Annotated in this window: 22 protein-coding genes; 10 read left to right on the top strand and 12 right to left on the bottom strand. The window is 53.7% G+C overall.

Annotation, left to right across the window (positions count from 1 at the left end; translation table 11 throughout):
• Positions 1-61: 61 nt before the first annotated feature.
• Positions 62-301 (bottom strand): SymE family type I addiction module toxin, encoded by a 240-nt coding sequence (locus tag BZK42_RS10585; RefSeq protein ID WP_016154182.1) that lies wholly within the window; start codon positions 299-301, stop codon positions 62-64.
• 271 nt (positions 302-572) lie between these two features.
• Here BZK42_RS10585 and BZK42_RS10580 point away from each other — a divergent pair, with 271 nt between their 5' ends.
• Positions 573-1037, top strand: coding sequence for an OB-fold putative lipoprotein (locus BZK42_RS10580; protein ID WP_016157319.1), 465 nt, complete (start codon positions 573-575; stop codon positions 1035-1037).
• 76 nt (positions 1038-1113) lie between these two features.
• Here BZK42_RS10580 and BZK42_RS10575 read toward each other — a convergent pair whose 3' ends face one another.
• Both BZK42_RS10575 and ascF read right to left on the bottom strand, forming a co-directional pair.
• Positions 1114-2538, bottom strand: coding sequence for a 6-phospho-beta-glucosidase (locus BZK42_RS10575; RefSeq protein WP_080859130.1), 1425 nt, complete (start codon positions 2536-2538; stop codon positions 1114-1116).
• 22 nt (positions 2539-2560) lie between these two features.
• Positions 2561-4015 carry a PTS cellobiose/arbutin/salicin transporter subunit IIBC gene (gene ascF, locus BZK42_RS10570; RefSeq protein WP_080859129.1) on the bottom strand — a complete coding sequence of 485 codons (1455 nt, stop codon included), beginning with the start codon at positions 4013-4015 and terminating at the stop codon, positions 2561-2563.
• Between the two features lie 264 nt (positions 4016-4279).
• Between ascF and BZK42_RS10565 the strand changes: the two genes are divergently transcribed.
• The 3 genes from BZK42_RS10565 (at position 4280) to hypF (ending at position 8319) form a co-directional block, all read left to right on the top strand.
• The gene (locus BZK42_RS10565; RefSeq protein ID WP_080859128.1) at positions 4280-5293 is read left to right on the top strand and encodes a LacI family DNA-binding transcriptional regulator; all 1014 of its coding nucleotides are present in this window, start codon (positions 4280-4282) and stop codon (positions 5291-5293) included.
• A gap of 145 nt (positions 5294-5438) precedes the next feature.
• The gene (gene hydN / locus BZK42_RS10560; protein ID WP_003037366.1) at positions 5439-5984 is read left to right on the top strand and encodes an electron transport protein HydN; all 546 of its coding nucleotides are present in this window, start codon (positions 5439-5441) and stop codon (positions 5982-5984) included.
• A gap of 94 nt (positions 5985-6078) precedes the next feature.
• A complete protein-coding gene (hypF, locus tag BZK42_RS10555; protein ID WP_080859127.1) occupies positions 6079-8319 on the top strand; it encodes a carbamoyltransferase HypF in 2241 nt (746 codons plus the stop codon).
• Positions 8320-8429: 110 nt separating this feature from the next.
• On the opposite strand, the gene norW is transcribed toward hypF, so the two are convergent.
• Both norW and norV read right to left on the bottom strand, forming a co-directional pair.
• Positions 8430-9563 carry an NADH:flavorubredoxin reductase NorW gene (gene norW, locus BZK42_RS10550; RefSeq protein ID WP_080859126.1) on the bottom strand — a complete coding sequence of 378 codons (1134 nt, stop codon included), beginning with the start codon at positions 9561-9563 and terminating at the stop codon, positions 8430-8432.
• Positions 9560-11008: an anaerobic nitric oxide reductase flavorubredoxin gene (norV, locus tag BZK42_RS10545; RefSeq protein WP_016154175.1), complete on the bottom strand. Its 1449-nt coding sequence runs from the start codon at positions 11006-11008 to the stop codon at positions 9560-9562. Before norV ends, norW begins: the two co-directional genes overlap by 4 nt.
• Positions 11009-11198: 190 nt before the next feature.
• Between norV and norR the strand changes: the two genes are divergently transcribed.
• Positions 11199-12716: a nitric oxide reductase transcriptional regulator NorR gene (gene norR, locus BZK42_RS10540; protein ID WP_047499449.1), complete on the top strand. Its 1518-nt coding sequence runs from the start codon at positions 11199-11201 to the stop codon at positions 12714-12716.
• Here the strand turns inward: norR and gutQ are convergent.
• From gutQ to srlA, 7 genes are all read right to left on the bottom strand, one after another.
• Entirely contained in the window at positions 12713-13678 is a 966-nt protein-coding gene (gene gutQ / locus BZK42_RS10535) for an arabinose-5-phosphate isomerase GutQ (RefSeq protein ID WP_046274841.1), read from the bottom strand. The two genes, norR and gutQ, sit on opposite strands and share 4 nt — an antisense overlap.
• Positions 13671-14444: a glucitol operon DNA-binding transcriptional repressor SrlR gene (gene srlR / locus BZK42_RS10530; protein ID WP_003037350.1), complete on the bottom strand. Its 774-nt coding sequence runs from the start codon at positions 14442-14444 to the stop codon at positions 13671-13673. Before srlR ends, gutQ begins: the two co-directional genes overlap by 8 nt.
• A 70-nt stretch (positions 14445-14514) precedes the next feature.
• Positions 14515-14874 carry a transcriptional regulator GutM gene (gene gutM, locus BZK42_RS10525; protein ID WP_016154172.1) on the bottom strand — a complete coding sequence of 120 codons (360 nt, stop codon included), beginning with the start codon at positions 14872-14874 and terminating at the stop codon, positions 14515-14517.
• A 98-nt stretch (positions 14875-14972) separates the two neighbouring features.
• Complete coding sequence (srlD, locus tag BZK42_RS10520) at positions 14973-15752, bottom strand: sorbitol-6-phosphate dehydrogenase (protein WP_003037345.1); 780 nt, start codon at positions 15750-15752, stop codon at positions 14973-14975.
• Positions 15753-15769: 17 nt separating this feature from the next.
• The gene (gene srlB, locus BZK42_RS10515; protein ID WP_016157310.1) at positions 15770-16132 is read right to left on the bottom strand and encodes a PTS glucitol/sorbitol transporter subunit IIA; all 363 of its coding nucleotides are present in this window, start codon (positions 16130-16132) and stop codon (positions 15770-15772) included.
• 13 nt (positions 16133-16145) lie between these two features.
• On the bottom strand, positions 16146-17117 hold the full coding sequence (gene srlE, locus BZK42_RS10510; protein WP_080859125.1) for a PTS glucitol/sorbitol transporter subunit IIB: 972 nt from the start codon (positions 17115-17117) through the stop codon (positions 16146-16148).
• Positions 17114-17677: a PTS glucitol/sorbitol transporter subunit IIC gene (gene srlA, locus BZK42_RS10505; protein ID WP_016154169.1), complete on the bottom strand. Its 564-nt coding sequence runs from the start codon at positions 17675-17677 to the stop codon at positions 17114-17116. The genes srlE and srlA overlap by 4 nt, the downstream gene beginning before the upstream one ends.
• Before the next feature lie 264 nt (positions 17678-17941).
• Between srlA and mltB the strand changes: the two genes are divergently transcribed.
• The 5 genes from mltB (at position 17942) to alaS (ending at position 24193) form a co-directional block, all read left to right on the top strand.
• Positions 17942-19021 carry a lytic murein transglycosylase B gene (gene mltB, locus BZK42_RS10500; protein ID WP_046274844.1) on the top strand — a complete coding sequence of 360 codons (1080 nt, stop codon included), beginning with the start codon at positions 17942-17944 and terminating at the stop codon, positions 19019-19021.
• A 191-nt stretch (positions 19022-19212) separates the two neighbouring features.
• Positions 19213-19710 carry a nicotinamide-nucleotide amidase gene (pncC, locus tag BZK42_RS10495; RefSeq protein WP_080859124.1) on the top strand — a complete coding sequence of 166 codons (498 nt, stop codon included), beginning with the start codon at positions 19213-19215 and terminating at the stop codon, positions 19708-19710.
• 92 nt (positions 19711-19802) lie between these two features.
• Positions 19803-20867, top strand: a complete 1065-nt coding sequence (gene recA / locus BZK42_RS10490) for a recombinase RecA (RefSeq protein WP_016154166.1) — start codon at positions 19803-19805, stop codon at positions 20865-20867.
• Between the two features lie 69 nt (positions 20868-20936).
• Positions 20937-21437: a recombination regulator RecX gene (recX, locus tag BZK42_RS10485; protein WP_016154165.1), complete on the top strand. Its 501-nt coding sequence runs from the start codon at positions 20937-20939 to the stop codon at positions 21435-21437.
• A 128-nt stretch (positions 21438-21565) separates the two neighbouring features.
• A complete protein-coding gene (gene alaS / locus BZK42_RS10480; protein WP_080859123.1) occupies positions 21566-24193 on the top strand; it encodes an alanine--tRNA ligase in 2628 nt (875 codons plus the stop codon).
• The last annotated feature ends 90 nt before the right edge of the window (positions 24194-24283 follow it).

The following is a 24283-nucleotide window of genomic DNA, read 5'->3' as shown; positions in this document are numbered from 1 at the left end:
GAATACCGGATGGTGTGTCGCATTACCACCATCCGGATAACGTCGACACCCTCGAAACAGACTATTCACCTGCTTGTTCAATAATTAATTTCCCCTGCGTAACCGATACTTTTACTGACGTGCCCGTTGGGAACCCCGCCTGTTCCAGCCAGTCTCCGTTCATCGTGAGTGAAGCATGGCGGCTTATACGTCGTGTAAAACCGGTTTTGCGATCTTCATGCCGTACTCTGACATAGCTGACTTTAAAATGACGTAATGGCTTGTTGATAACCGCTTCGGCATTGCCATTTTTACCAGACATAAACACTCCCTTGTTACAAATAAAGAGATGGAAAACTACTGAATAAAATGCCAGTAAAAAGGCGGGAGGGCAAACCCGAAACTGGAAGGCAGATCCAGAAAATAGAATGCAAATAATGAAAAAGATGAGAAGTTGATAATAGTTGGGGGGGAATATTCTCTTCTTTTACTAATACGGGAGTTATATTATATTTCGGCGTTGTTCAGGGAGGTTATATACTCGAATTATTTAGAGTTTGAATATATGGGAAATTAATATACAGGAGTTATTTATGCGTTCAGGTATTCGTTTGGTAAATTTAATTATTATTTCCTCTCTTCTTAGCGGGTGCGAGACGGCGGCTGACGCGTTCTTCTCTGCGGGAGACCGATTATTTCAACCGGGGGAGTCATCAGCTGCGTCAATGCCAACCTTGTCCGTCGCTGATTTTGTCGCGCCCTATACCTTAAATCCTGTTAAAGCCAATAAGGACTATCTTGGTGAATGGGTGAAGCTGCGGGGCGTGGTCATTGATATTCGTAAGGTTAATGGTATTTCCAATGCTTATTCTTATCTTGTCAGCCTGAAAGACGAAAATAATAAAACGAACAACGTGATTCAGTTCCAGTTTGGCTCCCATAATAGTACGAATGTTGAGTCATTACAGATTGGCCGGAGCGCGACAATTATTGGTCAGGTCCACGCGTTGGGCGAAGCGCCTTTGCCGCTGCTGCAAAATCCTAAAGTTGTACAATAAAAATGATAACAGACAGCGGGTATATATATTCTGAATAATACGTGTTGCCGGATGGCAGTGTCACCCGGCAACATTGTTATTCCAGATCGGTCCCGTTGCTCGCAATCACTTTCTTATACCACCAGAACGATTTTTTGCGTTTACGCGCTAACGTGCCGTTGCCCACGTCATCGCGGTCCACATACACAAAACCGTAGCGTTTGCTCATCTCACCGGTTGAGGCTGAAACCAGATCGATACAGCCCCAGGTGGTGTAGCCCAGCAGCGGCACGCCATCTTCAATAGCATCTGCCATGGCGCGAATGTGCTCGCGTAAATAGCTAATGCGATAGTCGTCATTGATTTCGCCGTTAGCATCGATCTCATCTTTCGCCCCCAGCCCGTTTTCCACCAGAAACAACGGCTTCTGGTAGCGGTCATACATCATATTCATGGTGATGCGCAGACCGAGTGGGTCGATGCCCCAGCCCCATTCGCTGGCGGCAATGTACGGATTACGCAGCGACTTCACCACGTTAGCGGCGCTGGTATTGCCAGTATTCATTTCAGCGGAGGCGCAGCGCGATGCGTAATAGCTAAACGAGACGAAATCGACGGTGTTTTTCAGGATATCGTCATCTTCCGCCGCTTTTTCTATCACCACGCCTTTTTCGCGAAACACACGGGCAGAGTAAGCGGGGTAAGCCCCGCGCGCCTGCACATCAATAAAGAACAGGTTTTCGCGGTCTTTTTCCAGCGCGGTCCACACATCTTCCGGTTTACAGGAATAAGGATAAAAATTACCGCCCGCCAGCATACAGCCGACCTGGTTTTGCGGATTAATTTCATGGGCAATTTTAGTTGCCAGGGCGCTGGCAATCAGTTCGTGGTGGGCGGACTGATATTTCACCTGATCCTGATTTTCACCTTCTTCAAACACCAGTCCGGCGCCAGAAAAAGGGCTGTGCAGCATAATGTTGATTTCGTTGAACGTTAGCCAGTACTTCACCAGACCGTCAAAGGCCTCGAAGCAGGTACGGGCGTAGCGGGTAAAGAACTCTACCATTTTGCGGTTACGCCAGGAGCCATACTCGCTGACCAGATGCATCGGCACATCAAAGTGACACAGCGTAACTAACGGCTCAATACCGTATTTTTTACACTCGGCAAACACGGCCCGGTAAAACGCGATACCCTCTTCATTAGGCGTCAGCTCGTCGCCGTTGGGGTAGAGACGGCTCCAGGCAATGGAAGTACGAAAAACCGTAAACCCCATTTCCGCCATCAGCGCGATATCTTCTTTATAGCGATGATAAAAGTCGATTGCCTGATGGCTGGGATAAAATTCGCCATCCCGCAGCGTAAAGCGTTTTTCCTGACCCAGTTTGACGGCCATGCGGTTTGTGCCGTGGGGGATCATATCGACGGTGGTCAGCCCTTTGCCGCCTTCCCGGTATGCCCCTTCAGACTGGTTGGCGGCCAGTGCGCCGCCCCATAAAAATCCTTGCGGAAAAACAGACATAGTTAACCTCAGTTCATACCAGTCAAATGCTGGCTCTATTGATATTGCCTGGTTGCGCGGCCTGGTTTTTTCTGGCCTGCGCGGCTGCATCTTCGACAGGAATATCTTCAAAGCCGAGGAGCAGTGTTAATACAAAGGAAAGCACGACCGCCAGTGCCATCACGCCAAACACCCAAACGATGGTCATCGGATTGGCTGGATCGAAAAACTGTACGCTGGTGAACAAGCCTGGAGCCGCCATGGAGTGGCTCGCCAGTCCGGCCATTCCGGCAACGGCACCGCAGATAAAGCCGCTGATAAGACTCGCAATCAGTGGGCGTTTCAGGCGGATCGCCACGCCATACAGCGCGGGTTCGGAAATGCCTGCCATGATGGCCGAGGCGGCTGCCGCTAACGCCGTCTGACGCAGTTCCGGGTTTTTGGTTTTCCATGCCACTGCCAGCGATGAACCGCCCAGCGACAAATTGGCACCGATTTCCGACGGCATCACCATGCCTTCTTTTCCGGTTTCGGCAATGGTCTGAATAATGGTTGGCGTGAAGACGCGGTGCATACCGGTCATCACCAGCAGCGGCCACAATGCGCCCATAATGGCCACCGACAGCCAGCCGAGATAGCCGTGAATGGTATAAACCAGCGCTGAAATTGCACTACCGATCCAGATACCGATCGGGCCAATGATGACGATGGCGAGTGGGGCGGCGATCAGCACGATTAGCATCGGTTTAAGGAAGTTTTTGGTTACCGCCGGAGTGATGCGATCGACCCAGCGTTCGATGTAGGACAGACACCAGGTCATGACCAGCGCCGGGATCACCGTGTAGGTGTATTTCACCGCTGTCACCGGGATCAGGGCAAACTCAACGTGCTCACCCTGCGCGGCCTTCGCCATCAGTTCGATGAAGCTGGGATGCACCAGTACGCCTGCGATGGCGATTGCCAGCGACATGTTGGTTTTGAATTTTATGGCTGCTGAGGCAGCAACCATCAGTGGCAGGAAGAAGAAGGCGCCGTCGCCGATTACGGTCAGAATAGTGAGCGTGGACGATCCTTTCACCAGCACGCCGGTCATTTCGAGGATCATTGCCAGCAGCTTGAGCATTGATCCGCCGATAATAGCCGGGATCAACGGGGACATTGTGCCGATCAGCGCGTCGAGGATCCCCGCGCCAATCCGCTTCAGCGTCAGCCGAGGTTTGGTTTGCGGCTCTGCAGGTTGCATATTGGCAGGTAACAGGCTGACTACCTCGCGATACGCCTGCGAAACGGTGTTGCCGATGATCACCTGGCACTGGTTATCGCTGCGCACCACGCCGAGCACGCCAGGGTGCGTCTTCAGCGTCGTGCTGTCGACCTGCGAGTCATCTTTGATAACGAAACGCAAACGGGTCATACAGTGGGTCACTGCTGTGATGTTGTCCACGCCTCCCAGAGCCGTCACAACCGAGCGCGCCAGCGCTGCATAATTTTTGGACATCGGATTTAATCCTGTTTTATCAGTAGAGTACGTTATGTTTTATCCGTTCACGTTGGTCGCTTTTCTGGGTTGATGAAACGCAGATAGGAAACCGGTTCCACAAAATCATGTTTAAATTACACATAATGGGCAAGTTTTAATTTTGATCATTTTTTATAATTGTGACTCCGATCACCAGATGTCAGCGTTTGCAATTTAGCAGCAAGGACAGCGGCGAAACGGTGCAGTACACTGCGTCACATTGAGAGAAAAGGGATGAGTAATATGACCACGATGCTGGAGGTAGCGAAGCGTGCCGGGGTGTCAAAAGCGACGGTTTCCCGGGTGCTTTCCGGGAATGGTTATGTCAGCCAGGAAACCAAAGACCGCGTGTTTCAGGCCATTGAAGAGAGTGGTTACCGCCCTAACTTGCTGGCACGCAGTCTGGCAGCGAAAACTACGCAGACGCTGGGTCTGGTGGTAACTAATACCCTTTATCACGGCGTCTATTTCAGCGAACTGCTGTTTCATACCGCGCGGATGGCGGAAGATAAGGGACGCCAGTTGTTGCTGGCTGACGGTAAGCACAGCGCAGAGGAAGAGCGTCAGGCGATCCAGTACCTGCTCGACCTGCGCTGTGACGCGATTATGATCTATCCGCGTTTTCTTAGCGTGGATGAGATAGACGATATCATCGACGCCCACGCCCAGCCGATTATGGTGCTTAATCGGCGGCTGCGAAAAAATACCAGCCACTGCGTGTGGTGCGATCAAAAGCAAACCAGTTTTAACGCCGTTACTCAGCTCATTGCCGCCGGGCACAAAGAGATTGGTTTTATTACTGGCTCGATGGATTCGCCTACCGGCGTGGAGCGACTTTCAGGCTATAAAGACGCGCTGGCACATCATGGCATTCCGCTTAATAATGATTTGATTGTTAAAGGGAAATGGACGCCAGCCTGCGGCGCAGCGGGAGTCGATACTTTGCTTTCGCATAAGGTCAATTTTACCGCGCTGGTGGCCAGCAATGATGATATGGCGATCGGTGCGATAAAGCAGTTGCACGCGCATAGCGTGCGCGTCCCTGCTCAGGTGTCGGTGATTGGCTTCGATGATATCGCTATCGCGCCATACACTATTCCGGCGCTTTCCAGCGTCAAAATCCCGGTAACGGAAATGATCCAGGAAACGATAGGCCGCCTGATCTTTATGCTGGATGACGGGGCGTTTACGCCGCCAAAAACCTTCACCGGTGAACTCATTCAACGCGACTCTGTTGCGCCGCTCGTTTTGCGCTGACGGCTGTCATTTGTCATCGTCACTAGTGACGATGACACGGCTTCTCTGCATTCATCAAAATAAAAAACCTTTAATAACAGTTAATTAAATTCTGGCACGATTTATGAATGCTTCGGCAGATAATCTGTCATTGCTGGAGAAATTGATGAACCGTTTCATCATTGCAGACGCCAATAAATGCATTGGTTGCCGTACCTGTGAAGTGGCCTGCGTGGTATCCCATCAGGATAACCAGGACTGCGCATCGCTGACCCCTGAAACCTTTTTACCCCGCATTCACGTCATCAAAGGCGTTAATGTCTCCACGGCGACGCTGTGCCGCCAGTGTGAAGACGCGCCGTGCGCTAACGTCTGTCCGAACGGTGCAATCAGCCGTGATAAAGGCTTTGTCCACGTGATGCAGGAGCGCTGCATTGGGTGTAAAACCTGCGTTGTGGCTTGCCCTTATGGCGCAATGGAAGTGGTCGTGCGTCCGGTTGTTCGTAATAGCGGGGCAGGTCTGAACGTCCGGGCAGAAAAAGCCGAAGCCAATAAGTGCGACCTGTGCCACCATCGTGAGGCCGGCCCTGCCTGTATGGAAGTCTGCCCGACTCACGCGCTGATTTATGTGGATCGCAATAAGCTTGAGCAACTGAGCGCTGAAAAACGCCGTCGCGCGGCGCTGGATTCCACTGCATCTTTGCTGTTCTGATATCTGAAAATCCGCGTAAAATACGTGCCGGATAAGGCGAAGCCGCCATCCGGCAAACGGACATTTCAGGGATACAATACCGCGGGAATTCATCATGACAATAAACAACCACTCCGGCGTACAGCTGCGTATTCGCGGTAAGGTACAGGGCGTCGGATTTCGCCCCTACGTCTGGCAACTGGCGCAGCGGTTACAGCTACATGGCGATGTGTGTAACGACGGTGACGGTGTGGTTGTGCGTATACAGGAAGATCCGGCAGAGTTTATTGCGCAATTGCATCAACACTGCCCGCCGCTGGCGCGCATTGACAGCGTTGAGAGCGAAGCGTTCGCCTGGACGCAGCCGCCTGCCGATTTCTCGATTCGGCAAAGTGCTGGCGGCACGATGAATACGCAAATCGTTCCGGATGCCGCGACCTGTCCAGAATGTCTGGTTGAAATGAACACCCCCGGCGAACGCCGCTATCGTTATCCCTTTATCAACTGCACCCACTGTGGCCCGCGCTTTACGATTATCCGCGCCATGCCCTACGATCGCCCGTTTACCGTGATGGCGTCATTCCCACTCTGTGCGCAATGCGATAAAGAGTATCGTGATCCATACGACCGTCGCTTCCATGCCCAGCCCGTTGCCTGTCCGGCATGCGGTCCCCACCTCGAATGGTTTAGCGCGGGTGAGCGGGCGGAGAAAGAAGAGGCGTTGCAGGCGGTAGTATCGCGCCTGAAAGCAGGCGGTATTGTGGCCGTTAAAGGGATTGGTGGGTTTCATCTGGTGTGCGATGCACGAAATGATGACGCCGTAGCGCTGCTCAGGCTGCGCAAACACCGTCCGGCAAAACCTCTGGCAGTGATGCTGCCCGGTGATGACGGACTGCCTGCACCCGCTCGTCGTTTGCTGACAACCCCAGCCGCGCCGATCGTGTTGGTGCAGAAACGCTATGTCGCAGCATTGAGCGAGGGCATTGCGCCAGGGTTAACGGAAGTGGGTGTCATGCTGCCAGCGAATCCGTTGCAGCATTTGCTCTTACAAGAGATGAATTGTCCGTTGGTAATGACCTCCGGCAATCTCAGCGGCAGACCGCCCGCTATTACCAACGCCCAGGCGCTGGAAGATTTACACGAAATTGCCGATGGTTTCCTGCTGCATAACCGCGAAATTGTGCAGCGGATGGATGACTCTGTGGTACGCGACAGTGGCGAGATGCTGCGTCGTTCACGGGGTTACGTGCCGGATGCGGTAGCGCTGCCGCCAGGATTTCACGACGTGCCGCCGATGCTTTGCCTGGGCGCAGATCTGAAAAATACCTTCTGCCTGGTGCGTGGTGAACAGGCGGTTATCAGCCAGCATTTGGGCGATCTCAGCGATGACGGCATTCAGCAGCAGTGGCGTGATGCGCTGCGCCTTATCCAGAACATTTATGACTTTACGCCGCAGCGTATCGTGCATGATGCACACCCTGGTTATGTTTCCAGCCAGTGGGCCAGCGAAATGAATCTGCCAACCGAAACGGTGCTGCATCACCATGCGCATGCCGCTGCGTGTCTGGCCGAGCACGGCTGGTCGCTCGATGGTGGCGACGTGATTGCTCTGACGTTAGACGGTATCGGCATGGGGGAAAACGGCGCGCTGTGGGGGGGGGAGTGTTTGCGGGTCAACTATCGTGAATGCGAACACCTTGGCGGCTTACCGGCTGTAGCGCTGGCGGGGGGCGATCTGGCGGCAAAACAGCCGTGGCGCAATTTGCTCGCGCAGTGCCTGCGCTTTGTTCCTTACTGGCAGCGCTACCCGGAAACATCGGTGCTGCAACATCAAAACTGGAACGTGCTGGCGCGCGCCATTGAGCGGGGGATTAACGCACCGCTGGCGTCATCGTGCGGACGGCTGTTTGATGCCGTTGCCGCCGCGCTTCAATGTGCGCCGGAATCGCTGAGTTATGAAGGTGAGGCGGCCTGCGCGCTGGAGGCGATGGCATCGCAATGTGCTGGCGTTGAGCACCCTGTCACGGTGCCGCTTGATGGCAATCAGCTGGACTTAGCGGTTTTTTGGCAGCAATGGCTGACCTGGCAGGCCAAACCTGCCGAAAGAGCGTGGGCGTTTCACGACGCGCTGGCGCGTGGGTTTGCTACCCTGATGCGTTTGCAGGCCGAAGAGCGGGGGATTAAGACGCTGGTATTCAGCGGAGGTGTGATGCATAACCGCTTATTGTCAGCCCGGCTGGCGTTTTATCTGCATGATTTTACCTTACTGTTCCCGCAGCGTTTACCGGCGGGCGACGGCGGGTTGTCGTTGGGGCAGGGCGTGATTGCCGCGGCGCGGGCGTTGGCGCAAAAATAAAAAAAGCCCCGGGACTGGCGGGGCAAGAACTACAGGTCGGGGCATACCGACAAGTGGCAACGCACATCCATGTGCGTGAGGTTAATAAATCAAGCAACGGTATCCTGTACTTACACGGGCAGCGTTTTCAGCAGCGCAAAGGCCTCTTTCATGCGGTCTTCGCTGACGACAAAGGCACATAGCTGGCCTGCGTCGTTCATCCCTCTGGCCACCATCCCTTGCGCTTCGGCGGCAATATGCCAGTTCAGATCGCGGCGCTGGGTATCCCCAGCCAGATGCAAGGGTAATTCCGGCGTTTTGACTTTTACCAGCATGGCAGGCAACTTCAATGGTGCATTGCCGCCGAGCAGGTTTTTCGCCAGATACATGGCGCTCAGCTGAATCGGTTGCAGGAACGGGAGTACCTGACCGTTAATTTCCGCACAGTCGCCGAGAGCATAAATGTCCGGGTGACTGGTTTGCAGGTAGCTGTCGACGCAGACGCCACGATTGATGTTCAACCCGGCGCGACGCGCCAGCGCGGTTTCAGGGCGCAGGCCCGTTGCGGCGATCACCGCATCGACTTCTACGCTGCGGCTACGATCGAGCGTGGCGCGAATCCCCGACTCCGTTTTCTCCAGCCCCTGAATCTGCGACTTCAGCAGCAGGTGTACGCCCATATCGGTCAGACGATGCTGTAAGCGACTGCTTACTTCTGGCGGCATCAGCGAAGCCAGAATGCTGGCGGCGTTGTCGATAAGCGTCACCGCTTTACCAGCACGACAAAAATCCATCGCCAGTTCGCTGCCAATCAAGCCGCCGCCGACAATCAGCACCCGTTGGGCGTCACGCAGTTGTGTTTCACAGGCGCGATACTCTTGTTGGCTGTTCAATGTGAGCATTAACTCACGTCCGGTAATCGGCGGTACGAACGCCGACGCTCCCGTCGCCAGCACCAGTTTGTCGTATGGCCACTGTTGCTCCTGGCTTTTCACTACGTGATCATCGGCATCGATGTCGGTTACCCAGGTGTGCGGGAACAGGCGCAAATTAAACTGTTCGGCAAACTCCCCCGCCGACTGGCGGGTGAGGTCGTCTGCACGTTGCGACTGACTGATAACATGGCTGAGATCGGGCTTGTTGTACTCATCCATACTGTCTGCAGCAATCAGGGTCAGCGGGACATTTGCATCCTGCTTACGGATATTTTTGACTAACTGGCGGGCGGCGAAGCCCGAACCAATAATGACAATTCCGCGGCTCATTTTGCCTCCGTTGCCAGTACGTCAAAGACGTCTTTACCTAATGAACATTCCGGGCACAGGAAGTTATCCGGCACGTCGCTCCACGGTGTTCCCGGCGCGACATCCTGCAGCGGTTCACCTTTTGCCGGGTCGTAAATCCACTGGCATACGCTGCACTGCATGCTTGGACCAAGATCAGCGGCAGCCGCAGCGGCACAGGCGCACTCTTCCTCTTTGGTTGCCGTTTTGACGATTGTTTCCGGCAGCGGAGCAAGCGCCCACTGACGTGCGATTTCACGGCCATGCTGGCGACACAGTTCCAGCGCGTCCAGATCCGGACGCCATTTCGCTTTCAGACTCAGCGACATCTCGAAACCGGCATCCTGCAAGCGTGTGGACAAACGGTCTACCGCACCGCCGCTCCAGCCGTGTGAACCAAAGGCGCTGGCGCGTTTGTTACGAAAACGCAGGCCGGTCATCTCTTCTACCAGACCAGCGATTTTTGGCATCATTACGTTATTCATCGTTGAAGTACCAACCAGCACGCCTTTAGAGCGGAAGACGTTAGTCAGGACTTCGTTTTTGTCGCTACGGGCGACGTTAAAGATTTTCACCGCCACGTTGGGGTCAACTTCGTTAATGCCCTGGGCAATGGCGTCCGCCATCATGCGGGTGTTGTTGGACATGGTGTCGTAGAAAATGGTGATACGGTCTTCCTGATAGTCAGCCGCCCATTTCAGATACATTTCAACGATTTGTGTCGGGTTGTCGCGCCATACCACGCCGTGGGAAGTGGCAATCATATCCACCGGCAGGTTGAAGCCGAGAATCTCAGTGATTTTCGGTGTCACCAGACGGCTGAACGGCGTCAGGATGTTGGCGTAGTAACGCTGGCACTGTTCGAACAGTTCGGTCTGGTCAACTTCGTCGTTAAACAGACGTTCATCACAGTAGTGCTGGCCGAAGGCATCGTTACTGAACAGCACCGCATCGCCGGTCATGTAGGTCATCATGCTGTCAGGCCAGTGCAGCATCGGCGTTTCAACGAAGATCAGCTGCTTACCGTTGCCAATGTCCAGCGAGTCGCCGGTTTTCACCACGTTGAAGTTCCACTCCGGGTGGTGGTGGTGCCCGTTGATAGAGTCAATAGCGTTGGCTGTGCAGTAAATTGGCGTGTCAGGGATGCAGGACATCAGCTCAGTCAGCGCACCGGCATGGTCCTCTTCCGCGTGGTTAATGATGATGTAGTCGATATCTGCCAGGTCAATTTCACTGCGCAGGTTCTGCACGAATTCACGGCTAAACTTGTGGTCTACTGTATCGATCAGGACATTTTTTTCTTCACGGATGAGATAGCTGTTGTAGCTGCTACCGCGCAGCGTTTTATATTCAGTCCCGTGGAAATCACGAACTTCCCAGTCACGTTGGCCAACCCAATGAATGTTATTTTTAACCAGAATAGACATAGCAACCTCAGTAATTAATTCAGCGTTTTTCTAAAAAAGATGTTTTGCTTATTGCAGGTTGCGTGCCAACTTTTTATTTGTTGATTTTAAAGGGTTTGTTTTTTAATGCCTATAAGGTGGTAGTCAAAATGACTATTCATTTTATTGTCAATATGACAATATGAATTGTCAAAATGACAATGAGGTCGTCATGAGTTTTTCCGTAGACGTGCTGGCGGGTATCGCCATTGAATTACAAAGCGGTATTGGACATCAGGACCGTTTTCAACGCCTGATAACCACCTTGCGTCAGGTGCTGGAGTGCGACGCGTCGGCATTGCTGCGCTATGAGTCGCGACAGTTTATTCCGCTGGCGATCGATGGGCTGGCGCAGGACGTTCTCGGCAGGCGCTTTACCCTGGAAGGGCATCCTCGTCTAGAGGCGATTGCCCGCGCCGGGGACGTGGTTCGTTTCCCTGCCGACAGCGATTTGCCAGACCCTTACGATGGGCTGATTCCGGGCCAGGAGAGCCTGAAGGTACACGCCTGCATTGGCTTACCGCTGTTCGCCGGTCAAAATCTGATTGGCGCGTTAACGCTGGATGGCATGGAGCCCGATCAATTCGATGTTTTCAGCGATGAAGAACTTAGGCTGATTGCCGCGCTGGCGGCGGGCGCGCTGAGCAATGCGCTGCTGATTGAACAACTGGAAAGCCAGAATATGTTGCCGGGCTCGTCGACGGCCTTCGAGCAGGTGACTGAAACCCAAATGATTGGCCTGTCGCCCAATATGCTGCAGTTGAAAAAAGAGATTGAGATTGTGGCGGGATCCGATCTCAACGTACTGATTAGCGGCGAAACGGGGACCGGGAAGGAGCTGGTAGCTAAGGCTATCCATGAAGGTTCGCCGCGCGCGGTGAATCCGCTGGTGTATCTGAACTGCGCGGCGTTGCCGGAAACCGTAGCGGAAAGTGAGCTGTTTGGTCACGTAAAAGGCGCCTTTACCGGGGCTATCAGCAATCGTAGCGGTAAGTTTGAAATGGCTGACAATGGGACGCTGTTTCTCGATGAGATTGGCGAACTCTCGCTGGCGTTACAGGCTAAGTTGCTACGTGTGTTGCAGTACGGCGATATTCAGCGTGTGGGTGACGATCGCAGCCTGCGCGTGGATGTTCGGGTGCTGGCGGCAACGAACCGTGATTTACGGGAAGAGGTGCTGGCCGGGAATTTCCGTGCGGATTTGTTCCACCGTCTGAGCGTCTTTCCCCTTTCCGTCCCGCCCCTTCGTGAACGCGGCGAAGATGTGGTACTGCTGGCCGGTTATTTTTGCGAACAATGTCGGCTGCGGCTGGGACTTTCCCGCGTGGTGTTAAGTCCCGGCGCGCGTAGCCATCTGTTGAATTATGGCTGGCCCGGGAACGTGCGTGAGCTGGAACATGCCATTCACCGGGCGGTTGTTCTGGCAAGGGCCACCAGGGCAGGGGATGAAGTGGTGCTTGAGGCGCAGCATTTTGCCCTGCAGGATGAAACCCCGGCTCCCCAGGCGGAGGTTGTTGCGGAGATCCCGCAGCATCGCAACCTGCGTGAGGCAACGGAGTCATTCCAGCGGGAGATGATCCGCCGGGCGTTGGCGCAAAATAATCACAGTTGGGCGGCAAGTGCGCGGGCGCTGGAAACAGACGTCGCCAACCTGCACCGGCTGGCGAAACGTCTGGGGCTGAAGGATTAGAGAATACCTGCCTGATAGAAATCCTGCAGGTTGATAGCACCGGTGAGTTTACCGTTTTCATCTACCACCGGTGCGGCAGTGATTTTGCGCTTCATCAGGATCTCTTTGGCGTCAATGGCGCGGCTCTGCGCCTGCAGCGTAATGCCATTATGGGTCATTGCTTCGCTAACCTGAGTGGTGAGCGCTCCGCCGCCAACCAGCCAGCGGCGCAGGTCGCCGTCGGTAAAGACGCCTTTCACCAGCGACTCGTCGTCGCAGACTGCCACCAGGCCAAGACCCGTACGGCTTAGTTCCAGCATCGCGTCCATGACGCTGGTGGTGAGCGTCACCTGCGGAATGGCATCGTCACGGCGCATCAGATGATGCACTTTATTTAGCAGACGAGCGCCCAGCGCACCCGCCGGATGCGAGCGGGCAAAATCTTCTTCGTTAAAGCCGCGAGCCTGCATCACGGCGATTGCCAACGCGTCGCCCATCATCAGAGTGTTCACGGTGCTGGAAGTCGGTGCCAGGCGCATCGGACAGGCTTCGCGCTCAACGGAAATATCCAGCACGGCTTTGGCTGCCAAACCCAGCGGTGAGGTCGGTTTTCCGGTCATTGCCAGCAGAGCGACGGATTTGTCTTCCAGGCGCGGAATGATGAGATCCAGTTCTTTTGCGCCGCCGGAGTAGGAAATAAACAGCATGACATCACGGCTTTCAATCATCCCTAAGTCGCCGTGCAGCGCTTCAGCCGGATGCACAAAAAAGGCGGGTGTGCCGGTACTGGCGAGGGTCGCGGCTATTTTTTTGCCAATATGGCCTGATTTGCCAATCCCGGAGACAATCACTTTGCCTTCGCAGTGGATGATAGTATTGGCGGCGCGGACAAAATCATCGCCCAGTCGTTCAGGCAGTCGGCTGGCTTCCTGTAGCTCCAGCATTAACGTCTGACGGCCCGCGTTCAGTAATGCATCACTCATTGGTTTCTCCGGTTATGATCACTTCAATCCCTTTTGCTTCCAGCGCCTGACGAAACGCAGGGTCGATACCCGCATCGGTAATCAGCTTGTCGACGCTTTCCAGACTGCACACAACATTGGGGCTTTTACGCCCAAATTTTGACGAGTCAGCCATCAGAATCACTTCGCGAGCGGCATTGCACATCGCTTTACTGACGCTAAACACCTCATTAAAGGTGGTCACGCCGGCATTGAGGTCAATGCCGTCGGTACCCATGAAGAGTTTATCAAAGCTGAACTGCTCAAAGGCGTTTTCTGCCAACTGACCGTGAAATGACGCAGATTTTTTGCGAAAGGTCCCGCCGGGCATCAGGATAGTTTGCTCGTTGTCCAGCTCTGAAAGGGCGTTAACAATGTGCAGACTGTTGGTCATGACGGTGATGTTGCTAAAGCGGGTGAGCATCGGCACCATCTGCAATACGGTGCTGCCCGCATCCAGAATAATCGAGTCGCCATCGTGAATAAAACGGACGGCGGCTTCGGCAATCTGCTCTTTTTTATGCGTATTGATTAGCGTTTTGTGATCGATTGGCGGGTCGGATTCGTCTTTATTTAATACCACGCCGCCATAGGTACGAATGACGGTTCCGGCATTCTCCAGAATGACCAGGTCTTTGCGAATGGTCGTGCCGGTTGTGTCAAAGTAGTGGGCCAGTTCTTCAACCGAGCATTTTCCCTGCTTTTGCAGGTGCTCCAGTATGGCCGCCTGTCGCTGACGAGGTTTCATAGGCGTGATTACCCTGACTTAATAGGTTGCAAAATGATAATTTCGCAAGCTATTAGCATTCACAACGAAATTATCCATGTTTCAGTTTAAGCGCCAATGATAGTGCATTCTGCGCTAACGGATCATGGGGAAAGATCACATCAGGCTGTAAATCATCAAGATGTTTGCCCATTATCGTGGCAATTTTACCGGGCCTGGCAAATACAGTAAGACCTTTCATAAATAACGAATCGGTAACCCGCTGCTGTTCATCCAGCGCGATGGCGACCACCACGCGGGGTTTAAACCGTCCACCGGAACGACCTACGCCAACCCGACCCCGCTGGCAGAGTTGATCAAACGCCCGGTTAAAGCGGGATATTTGCCAGCCACCGAGCGCCAGTTGCAGGCACCAGGCGATAGCGGCGACGGTAATCAGTGCGGAAACCATAATGTGCTCCTTTGATTTTGCCGGATGGCGGCTGTGCCTTATCCGACACAGATGTGTGTAGGCCCGGTAAGCGCAGCGCCACCGGGCAATCATGTTTCTTAGAACATCACCTGACCACCGGTCACGTTAATGGACTGACCGGTGCAGTAAGAGGCTTTCGGGCTGGCGTAAAACAGCAGCATGTTCAGCACGTCCTGATAATCGCAGCCGCGCTTAAGTGGAACCTTATCAATGTAGTACTGCTCGACTTCGTCTGGCTTAAGGCCAAGCTTGGTCGCATATTGCGGTAATAATGACTGGAACATCGGTGATTTCAGCAGATTGCCGAGCATCAGTGAATGCACGGTGATCCCGTACTCTGCCAGATCCAGCGCCAGCGACTGGGTTAAACCTACGCCGCCAAATTTTGCCGCGCTATAGCCTGAGTTGTGTTTACTGCCCACTTTCCCTGATTTGGAGTTGATCTGGATAATGCGTCCCTGGACGCCATCGCGGATCATCAGGCGTGAAAATTCACGTGCGCAGAGGAAGTAGCCGACCAGATTCACCTGCAGCGAGCGGTCGAAATCCCCAAGCTGAAAGTCGCTGATAAACGCGGCTTTTGCGATACCCGCGCTGTAAACCAGCAGATCGACGCGGCCAAATATTTCATCCACTCCGCGCGACAGCGCCAGCACACTCTGTTCGCTGGTGGCATCAGCGCCAAAACCGTAGGCGGTGCCTTCGCCAAACTCGGCGTTAATTTCCTGCGCGACGTTGGCGGCTTTATCGCTTTGGATATCCACCACCGCGACGCGGTACCCTTCTGTCGCAAGCCCACGGCAAAGGAATGCCCCCAGGGTCTGGCCTCCACCAATGACAACGGCAACCTGATTCATCTTTATCTCCTTAAATCTTAAGCAATAAACTTCAAAATACAGCCCGGTGCGATACCGTCCGGTACGGGGCCCGCAACGTGTACGGTGCCGGGAAATTCCGCTTCACTCAGTCCGTCAAAACGCAGAGTGATATGCCCCAGTTCACGTAAGTTTTGTTCCGCCACGCTGCCAACGGCTGTGACCGGGTAGTGATGCTGGCCTAGCTCAAATTGGATCCCAGCCTGCAAAGAGCCGTTCAGCTCCCCATGGCAATGGATGAAGCAAAATTCTTCGATATCCGCAGGCGCGCCTTCACGAAAGGTAATTAGCATCTGGTCGCAGAGTGCATCCGGGGCGCTCTGGCCGATGCGGGTGATGGTGGTTTCATAAATCACGGTCATTTTTGAGTGCCTCTTATTGGTAAATAAAGCCGGAAACAAACCAGGCGATGAGAACGGTCGGTGCGCCGGTCAGAAAACGACTCACCAGTACGGATGGCACACCGACGCGGACCGTGTCCTGGCGCGCTTCGGCTAGCGACAATCCGACTGGAATAAAGTCGCATGCCGCCTGAGCGTTAATGGCGAACAAGGCAGGTAGCGCCAGATGCGGAGGAATGTTCCCCAAACCAATCTGTACGCCGATCAGGACGCCGATAACCTGGGCGATGACCGCACCAGGGCCGAGGAAAGGGGACAGCAGCGGGAAAGAGCAGATCAGCGCCAGGGTTACCAGCCCCAGCGGATGGCTGGCCAGCGGTGCGAGTCCATGGGCAATCCAGTCCCCCAGGCCAGACGCCATAATGATGCCGATCAGCGCCGAGACGAACGCCATAAACGGCAGAATGGTTTTCAGGACGGTATCGATAGTGTCTCGCCCAGCCTGAAACAGAACCGCAACGGCTGAACCCATTCCCATGCCGACTTTTGCCAGCAGACCGTCGCTTTGTTCGGTAATTTTCTTGCTGGTGTCGTACTCGCGACCCATCGTGCTGTTTGCTGGCGTTGGCGCAGCGGATGCTTCACCGACGACGGTAATGTTTTCTTCTTTCACGCTAGAGACATAGATATCTTCGATAATATATTGGGCCAGCGGACCTGATTTACCCGTCGCGTGAATATTCACTGTTGGTATACGGCGTTTTGGATAGATCCCGCAGCGCAGCGTGCCGCCGCAGTCGATGATCGCCACGCCAATTTCGTTCTCTGGCGGCTCGCCTTCTTTGAAGCCATCAACGGCCTGCCAACCTGTCAGGCTGGCTATCCTGTCGACAATTGCGGGGCGAGTCCCGGCGGTGATATAGACAATTTTCTTGCCTGGCTCGGCATCCAGTTCAAGCGGGCCGCCCCAGCCGCCGGTGCCTTTTTCAATACGAATACGCGTCATGATGCTGCTCCCGCCAGATGTACTTTCTGCTCAAGTTGAATGCCCATTTTTTTCTCAAAGATGGTGGTGGTGAAATCGGTCACCCAGCCGCGGAAGAAGTTGGTCACCAGGCCGACCAGCAAATAGCTCACCGCCAGCGGGCCGAGCGGAAGACCCAGCGTGGTCAGTCCGCTGGCGATCCCCAGATAGACGAACAGCTCACCGGGGTTGATGTGGGGAAATAAGCCGTTCATTGAATGGCAGCTGTAAGAGGCGGCTGCGTAGTAGCTGGGCTTGAACTTTTCCGGCATAAAGCGGCCCAGGCTCAGCGTCATAGGATTACAAAACACAAATGTGCCGATGCACGGCAGCAGTAGATAGCGGGACAGCGGGTTTCCGGCGCAGCGCTGGGCAAAACGTTCAATACGTTGCTGACCGATAAAGTTAATCAGCGCATTCATGATGACCAGCAGACTGATCAGCAGAGGCAGAATACCGGTCACCATGCCGGTAAACACCTCTCCGCCTTTCTGGAACAATCCGATAAACCACTCAGCACCGAGTGTGATGGTGTCGATCATTATTCTCTCCTGTAGGGGTTTTAGTTATCTTGCCAAACGGTAACTAATTTTAATCAGATCGAAAGATTTAAAAGTGTTATTTTGATCGCAAAATGAAAGGTAAATATTTTAATTTGAAAGATTGTGCGTGAGAACGCGCAAATGTGCCGGTCAGGAGTGCAAGAGGGGGGAAATTCTGTGAAGGAGAGCGACTACTGCTTCCTTGTGTGGCGGAGGATGCTTTACCATACTTCTCCCAGGCTGAATTTGTTTAATGGATGTCTCATGTTCAAGCGTCGTTATGTAGCGTTACTTCCCCTTTTCGTATTGCTTGCTGCTTGTAGCAGCAAACCTAAACCTTCAGAGACTCAAACGACTACGGGTACGCCATCCGGCGGCTTCCTGCTTGAGCCACAGCACAATGTCATGCAAACGGGCGGCGATTTTGCCAATAATCCGAACGCGCAGCAGTTCATCGAGAAAATGGTGAATAAGCACGGCTTTGACCGCCAGCAGTTGCAGGAGATCCTGTCGCAGGCCAAGCGTCTGGACTCGGTATTGCGTTTGATGGACCGCCAGGCGCCGACGACTCAACCGCCAGCCGGACCTAACGGTGCATGGCTGCGGTATCGTAAACAGTTCATCACTCCGGATAACGTACAAAACGGTGTGGCCTTCTGGAACCAATATGAAGATGCGCTGAACCGTGCATGGCAGGTCTACGGCGTACCGCCGGAAATTATCGTTGGCATTATTGGCGTAGAGACTCGCTGGGGCCGCGTGATGGGTAAAACGCGGATTCTGGATGCGCTGGCGACGTTGTCGTTTAACTATCCTCGTCGCGCGGAATATTTCTCTGGTGAACTGGAAACCTTCCTGCTAATGGCGCGAGATGAAAGCGACGATCCGCTCGATTTGAAAGGTTCTTTCGCAGGGGCGATGGGCTACGGCCAATTTATGCCATCTTCCTATAAACAATATGCCGTTGATTTCAATGGCGATGGTCACATTAACCTGTGGGATCCGGTTGATGCTATCGGTAGCGTGGCGAACTATTTCAAAGGCCACGGTTGGGTGAAAGGCGATATGGTTGCGGTTCCGGCGAATGGCCAGGCGCCTGGGCTGGCGAACGGCTTTAAAACCCAGTACAGCATTTCTCAACTTGCCGCCGCGGGCCTGACGCCGCAGCAGTCATTGGGGAATCATCAGCAGGCCAGCCTGCTGCGACTGGATATCGGTACCGGTTATCAGTATTGGTATGGACTGCCGAACTTCTACACCATCACCCGCTATAACCACAGTACCCACTATGCCATGGCCGTGTGGCAATTGGGTCAGGCGGTCGCGCTGGCGCGCGTGCAGTAATCATTTGTTATCGGTCTACAGGGGCAATTCCTTGTAGACCGAATACGCTATCCTGGTGCGTTATCCGGTACTCTTTTGAATGCGGTTTATCTATTTTCTGAATGCCCCTCGTAAAATTGTCTCCTCATCCCCATCTTGGTTATGAAAGTGCTATCTTGTCCGGCATATTTTTTTAACTGACAGAGGCTGAAATGACCGACAGTGAACTGATGCAGTTAAGCGAGCAGGTTGGCCTGGCGTTGAAAGCGCGCGGGGCAACCGTGACGACGGCGGAATCCTGCACCGGCGGCTGGGTAGCCAAAGCAATTACGGATATTGCCGGCAGCTCCGCCTGGTTTGAGCGCGGGTTTGTGACCTACAGCAATGAAGCCAAAGCGCAGATGATTGGCGTGCGCGAAGAGACGCTGGTCCAGCATGGGGCGGTGAGCGAACCTGTGGTGGTGGAGATGGCGATTGGCGCGCTAAAAGCGGCCCACGCGCATTTCGCTGTTTCGATTAGCGGTATTGCGGGGCCAGATGGCGGCAGTGAAGAAAAGCCCGTGGGGACGGTATGGTTCGCTTTTGCCAGCGCGAGCGGCGAGGGGATTACTCGCCGGGAATGCTTCAGCGGCGATCGCGATGCGGTACGTCGACAGGCGACCGCCTACGCGTTACAAACCCTGTGGCAACAATTTCTACAAAATACTTGATACTGTATGAGCATACAGTATAATTGCCCCAACAGAACATTATCTATCACGTTTCGCGGTTTAACCCGAAAGCGGCATGACAGGAGTAATTAATGGCTATCGACGAAAACAAACAGAAAGCGTTGGCGGCAGCGCTGGGTCAGATCGAAAAGCAATTCGGTAAAGGCTCCATCATGCGCCTGGGTGAAGACCGTTCCATGGATGTGGAAACCATCTCCACTGGTTCGCTTTCTCTGGATATCGCATTGGGCGCGGGCGGTTTGCCAATGGGCCGTATCGTTGAAATCTACGGGCCTGAATCTTCCGGTAAAACGACGCTGACCCTGCAGGTTATTGCTGCCGCACAGCGCGAAGGTAAAACCTGTGCGTTCATCGATGCTGAACACGCGCTGGATCCCGTCTATGCGCGCAAGCTTGGCGTTGATATCGACAACCTGCTGTGCTCTCAGCCGGATACCGGTGAACAAGCGCTGGAAATCTGTGATGCGCTGGCGCGCTCCGGTGCGGTTGACGTTATCGTTGTCGACTCCGTTGCCGCATTGACGCCGAAGGCAGAAATCGAAGGCGAGATTGGTGACTCTCACATGGGCCTTGCGGCACGTATGATGAGCCAGGCCATGCGTAAGCTGGCCGGTAACCTGAAGCAGTCCAACACGCTACTGATTTTCATCAACCAGATCCGTATGAAGATTGGCGTTATGTTCGGTAACCCGGAAACCACCACCGGTGGTAACGCCCTGAAATTCTATGCTTCTGTTCGCCTGGATATCCGTCGTATTGGCGCGGTGAAAGAAGGCGACAACGTGGTTGGTAGCGAAACCCGTGTTAAGGTCGTGAAAAACAAAATTGCAGCGCCGTTCAAACAGGCTGAATTCCAGATTCTTTACGGTGAAGGTATCAACTTCTACGGCGAACTGGTCGATTTGGGCGTGAAAGAGAAGCTGATTGAAAAAGCCGGTGCATGGTACAGCTACAACGGTGAGAAAATTGGTCAGGGTAAAGCGAATGCCACTAACTGGCTGAAGGAAAACCCGGCAACTGCGAAGGAAATTGAGAAGAAAGTACGCGAGTTACTGCTCAATAACCCGGATTCAAAACCAGACTTCTCTGTTGATGACAGCGGTGAAGATGTAAAAGAAACGAACGAAGATTTCTGATAATCTGACGTTATCGCACATAGAAGGGCTGCATACCATGCAGCCCTTTTCCATTTCTGAAGGCTCACTATGACAGAAGCAACTTCCCGCCGCTCCGCTTATTCCCGACTTCTTGACCGCGCTGTACGTATACTGGCGATGCGCGATCACAGCGAGCAGGAACTGCGGCGTAAGCTGGCCGCTCCGGTGATGGGAAAAAATGGACCGGAAGACATTGATGCAACGCCGGAGGATTACGACAAGGTTATCGCCTGGTGTATTGAAAGTCGTTATCTGGATGATGACCGCTTCGTTCAGCAGTTTATCTCCAGCCGTAGCCGTAAAGGTTATGGACCCGCGCGCGTGCGTCAGGAATTAAACCAAAAAGGGATTTCGCGTGAAGCCGTTGAACGAGCCATGCGCGAGTGCGAAATTGACTGGGCAGCACTTGCGCGCGCACAGGCCATTCGTAAATACGGAGAACCTTTACCTGTAGATTTTTCAGATAAGGTAAAGGTCCAGCGCTTTTTGCTCTACCGTGGCTATCTGATGGAAGATATTCAGGCAATATGGCGAAATTTTGACGATTGAGCGCATACGGGATTTTACTTCCCAGTAAAGAAAACTTATCTTATTCCCACTTTTCGATTGCCAGAGGCGCAGTTTACGTGCCGATGCTGGTAATGACATTTCGTTAGCTTGATTTCTTCAGGATAATTATGAGCAAGAGCACCGCTGAGATCCGTCAGGCGTTTCTCGATTTTTTCCATAGTAAAGGACATCAGGTAGTTGCCAGCAGCTCCCTGGTACCGAACAATGACCCTACTTTGTTGTTTACCAACGCCGGGATGAACCAGTTCAAGGATGTGTTCCTTGGCCTCGACAAGCGTAATTATTCCCGCGCAACCACCTCGCAACGTTGCGTGCGGGCGGGCGGTAAGCACAACGACCTGGAAAACGTCGGTTACACTGCACGTCACCATACTTTCTTCGAAATGCTGGGCAACTTCAGCTTCGGCGATTATTTCAAACATGATGCTATTCAATACGCATGGGAACTGCTGACCGGTGAAAACTGGTTTGCCCTGCCAAAAGAGCGTCTGTGGGTCACCGTCTATGAAACTGACGATGAAGCCTATGAAATCTGGGAAAAAGAAGTCGGCATTCCGCGCGAACGTATCATCCGTATCGGTGATAACAAAGGCGCGGCTTATGCTTCCGACAACTTCTGGCAGATGGGTGATACCGGCCCTTGCGGTCCGTGCACCGAAATTTTCTACGACCATGGCGACCACATTTGGGGTGGCCCTCCGGGAAGCGCAGAAGAAGATGGCGATCGCTACATTGAGATCTGGAACATCGTCTTCATGCAGTTCAACCGTCAGGCTGACGGTACCATGGAACCGCTGCCGAAGCCGTCCGTGGATACCGGTATGGGCCTTGAGCGTATTGCGGCCGTGCTGCAACACGTTAATTCCAACTATGAAATCGACCTGTTCCGTTCACTGATTGAGTCCGTGGCGAAAGTCACCGGCGCGACCGATCTGAGCAACAAGTCGCTGCGCGTTATCGCTGACCATATCCGTTCCTGTGCATTCCTGATTGCCGATGGCGTTGTCCCGTCGAATGAAAACCGTGGTTATGTGCTGCGTCGTATCATTCGTCGCGCGGTGCGTCATGGCAACATGCTGGGCGCGAAGGATACCTTCTTCTACAAGCTGGTTGGTCCGCTGGTGGACGTCATGGGCTCCGCAGGTGAAGAACTGAAGCGTCAGCAGGCTATGGTTGAGCATGTTCTGAAAACCGAAGAAGAGCAGTTTGCGCGTACACTGGAGCGTGGTCTGGCGCTGCTGGATGAAGAACTGGCAAAACTGTCCGGCGATACACTGGATGGCGAAACCGCATTCCGTCTGTATGACACCTACGGTTTCCCGGTTGACCTGACGGCGGACGTTTGCCGCGAGCGCAACATTAAGGTTGACGAAGCGGGCTTTGAAGCTGCAATGGAAGAACAGCGCCGTCGCGCACGTGAAGCCAGCGGCTTTGGCGCAGACTACAATGCGATGATTCGTGTTGATGGCGCCTCTGAATTTAAAGGCTACGAACACCTGGAACTTAACGGCAAAGTGACCGCGCTGTTTGTTGATGGTAAAGCGGTAGACGCAATTAACGCAGGTCAGGACGCAGTTGTCGTACTGGATCAGACTCCGTTCTATGCGGAATCTGGTGGTCAGGTTGGCGATAAGGGTGAACTGAAAGGCGCAGGCTTCGCGTTTGCCGTGAGCGACACGCAGAAATATGGCCAGGCGATTGGTCACATCGGTAAGCTGTCTGCGGGTTCTCTGAAAATTGGCGATGCAGTACAGGCTGATGTTGATGAAGCTCGTCGTGCGCGCATTCGCTTGAACCACTCCGCAACGCACCTGATGCACGCGGCGCTGCGCCAGGTACTGGGCACGCATGTGGCACAGAAAGGCTCGTTGGTTAACGATAAAGTGCTGCGCTTCGACTTCTCTCATACTGAAGCTATGAAGCCTGCTGAAATCCGTGCCGTTGAAGATCTGGTGAATGCGCAAATTCGTCGCAATCTGCCGATTGAAACGAACATCATGGATCTCGAAGCGGCGAAAGCCAAAGGCGCAATGGCGCTGTTTGGCGAGAAATATGACGACCACGTGCGTGTTCTGAGCATGGGTGATTTCTCTACCGAACTGTGTGGTGGTACTCATGCCAGCCGTACGGGTGATATCGGTCTGTTCCGTATTGTGTCTGAGTCAGGCACTGCGGCGGGCGTTCGTCGTATCGAAGCTGTGACCGGTGAAGGCGCTATCCAAACCGTGCATGCTGAGAGCGATCGCTTAAGCGATATTGCGCAGCTGCTGAAAGGCGATAGCCAGAATATTGGTGACAAAGTTCGTTCCGTGCTGGAGCGTACGCGTCAACTCGAAAAAGAATTGCAGCAATTGAAGGAACAGGCTGCGGCGCAGGAGAGTGCAAATCTCTCCAGCAAAGCGGTTGATATCAATGGCGTGAAGCTGCTGGTCAGCGAACTCGCGGACGTTGAGCCGAAAATGTTGCGTACCATGGTTGATGATCTGAAAAATCAACTGGGGTCTACCGTTATCGTTCTGGCAACGGTAGTGGAAGGTAAGGTTTCTCTGATTGCGGGTGTGTCTAAGGACGTGACAGATCGCGTGAAAGCAGGGGAACTGGTTGGAATGGTCGCTCAGCAGGTAGGCGGTAAGGGTGGTGGTCGTCCGGACATGGCGCAAGCCGGTGGTACGGATGCTGCGGCTCTGCCAGCAGCGTTAGCCAGTGTGAAAGGCTGGGTCAGCGCAAAACTGTAATAATTATAAGCGTAAGTCGACGCTGCGGACTTCAATCCGCAGCGTTTGTATCAACGCTATCGACAACGATAAAGTCAGGTTGAAGTTGTG

Origin of the sequence: Citrobacter braakii (genome assembly GCF_002075345.1) — a bacterium.
GTDB lineage: Bacteria > Pseudomonadota > Gammaproteobacteria > Enterobacterales > Enterobacteriaceae > Citrobacter > Citrobacter braakii.
The sequence above is the reverse complement of the archived record's forward strand: the minus strand, read 5'-3'. Positions and strand labels throughout refer to the sequence as shown.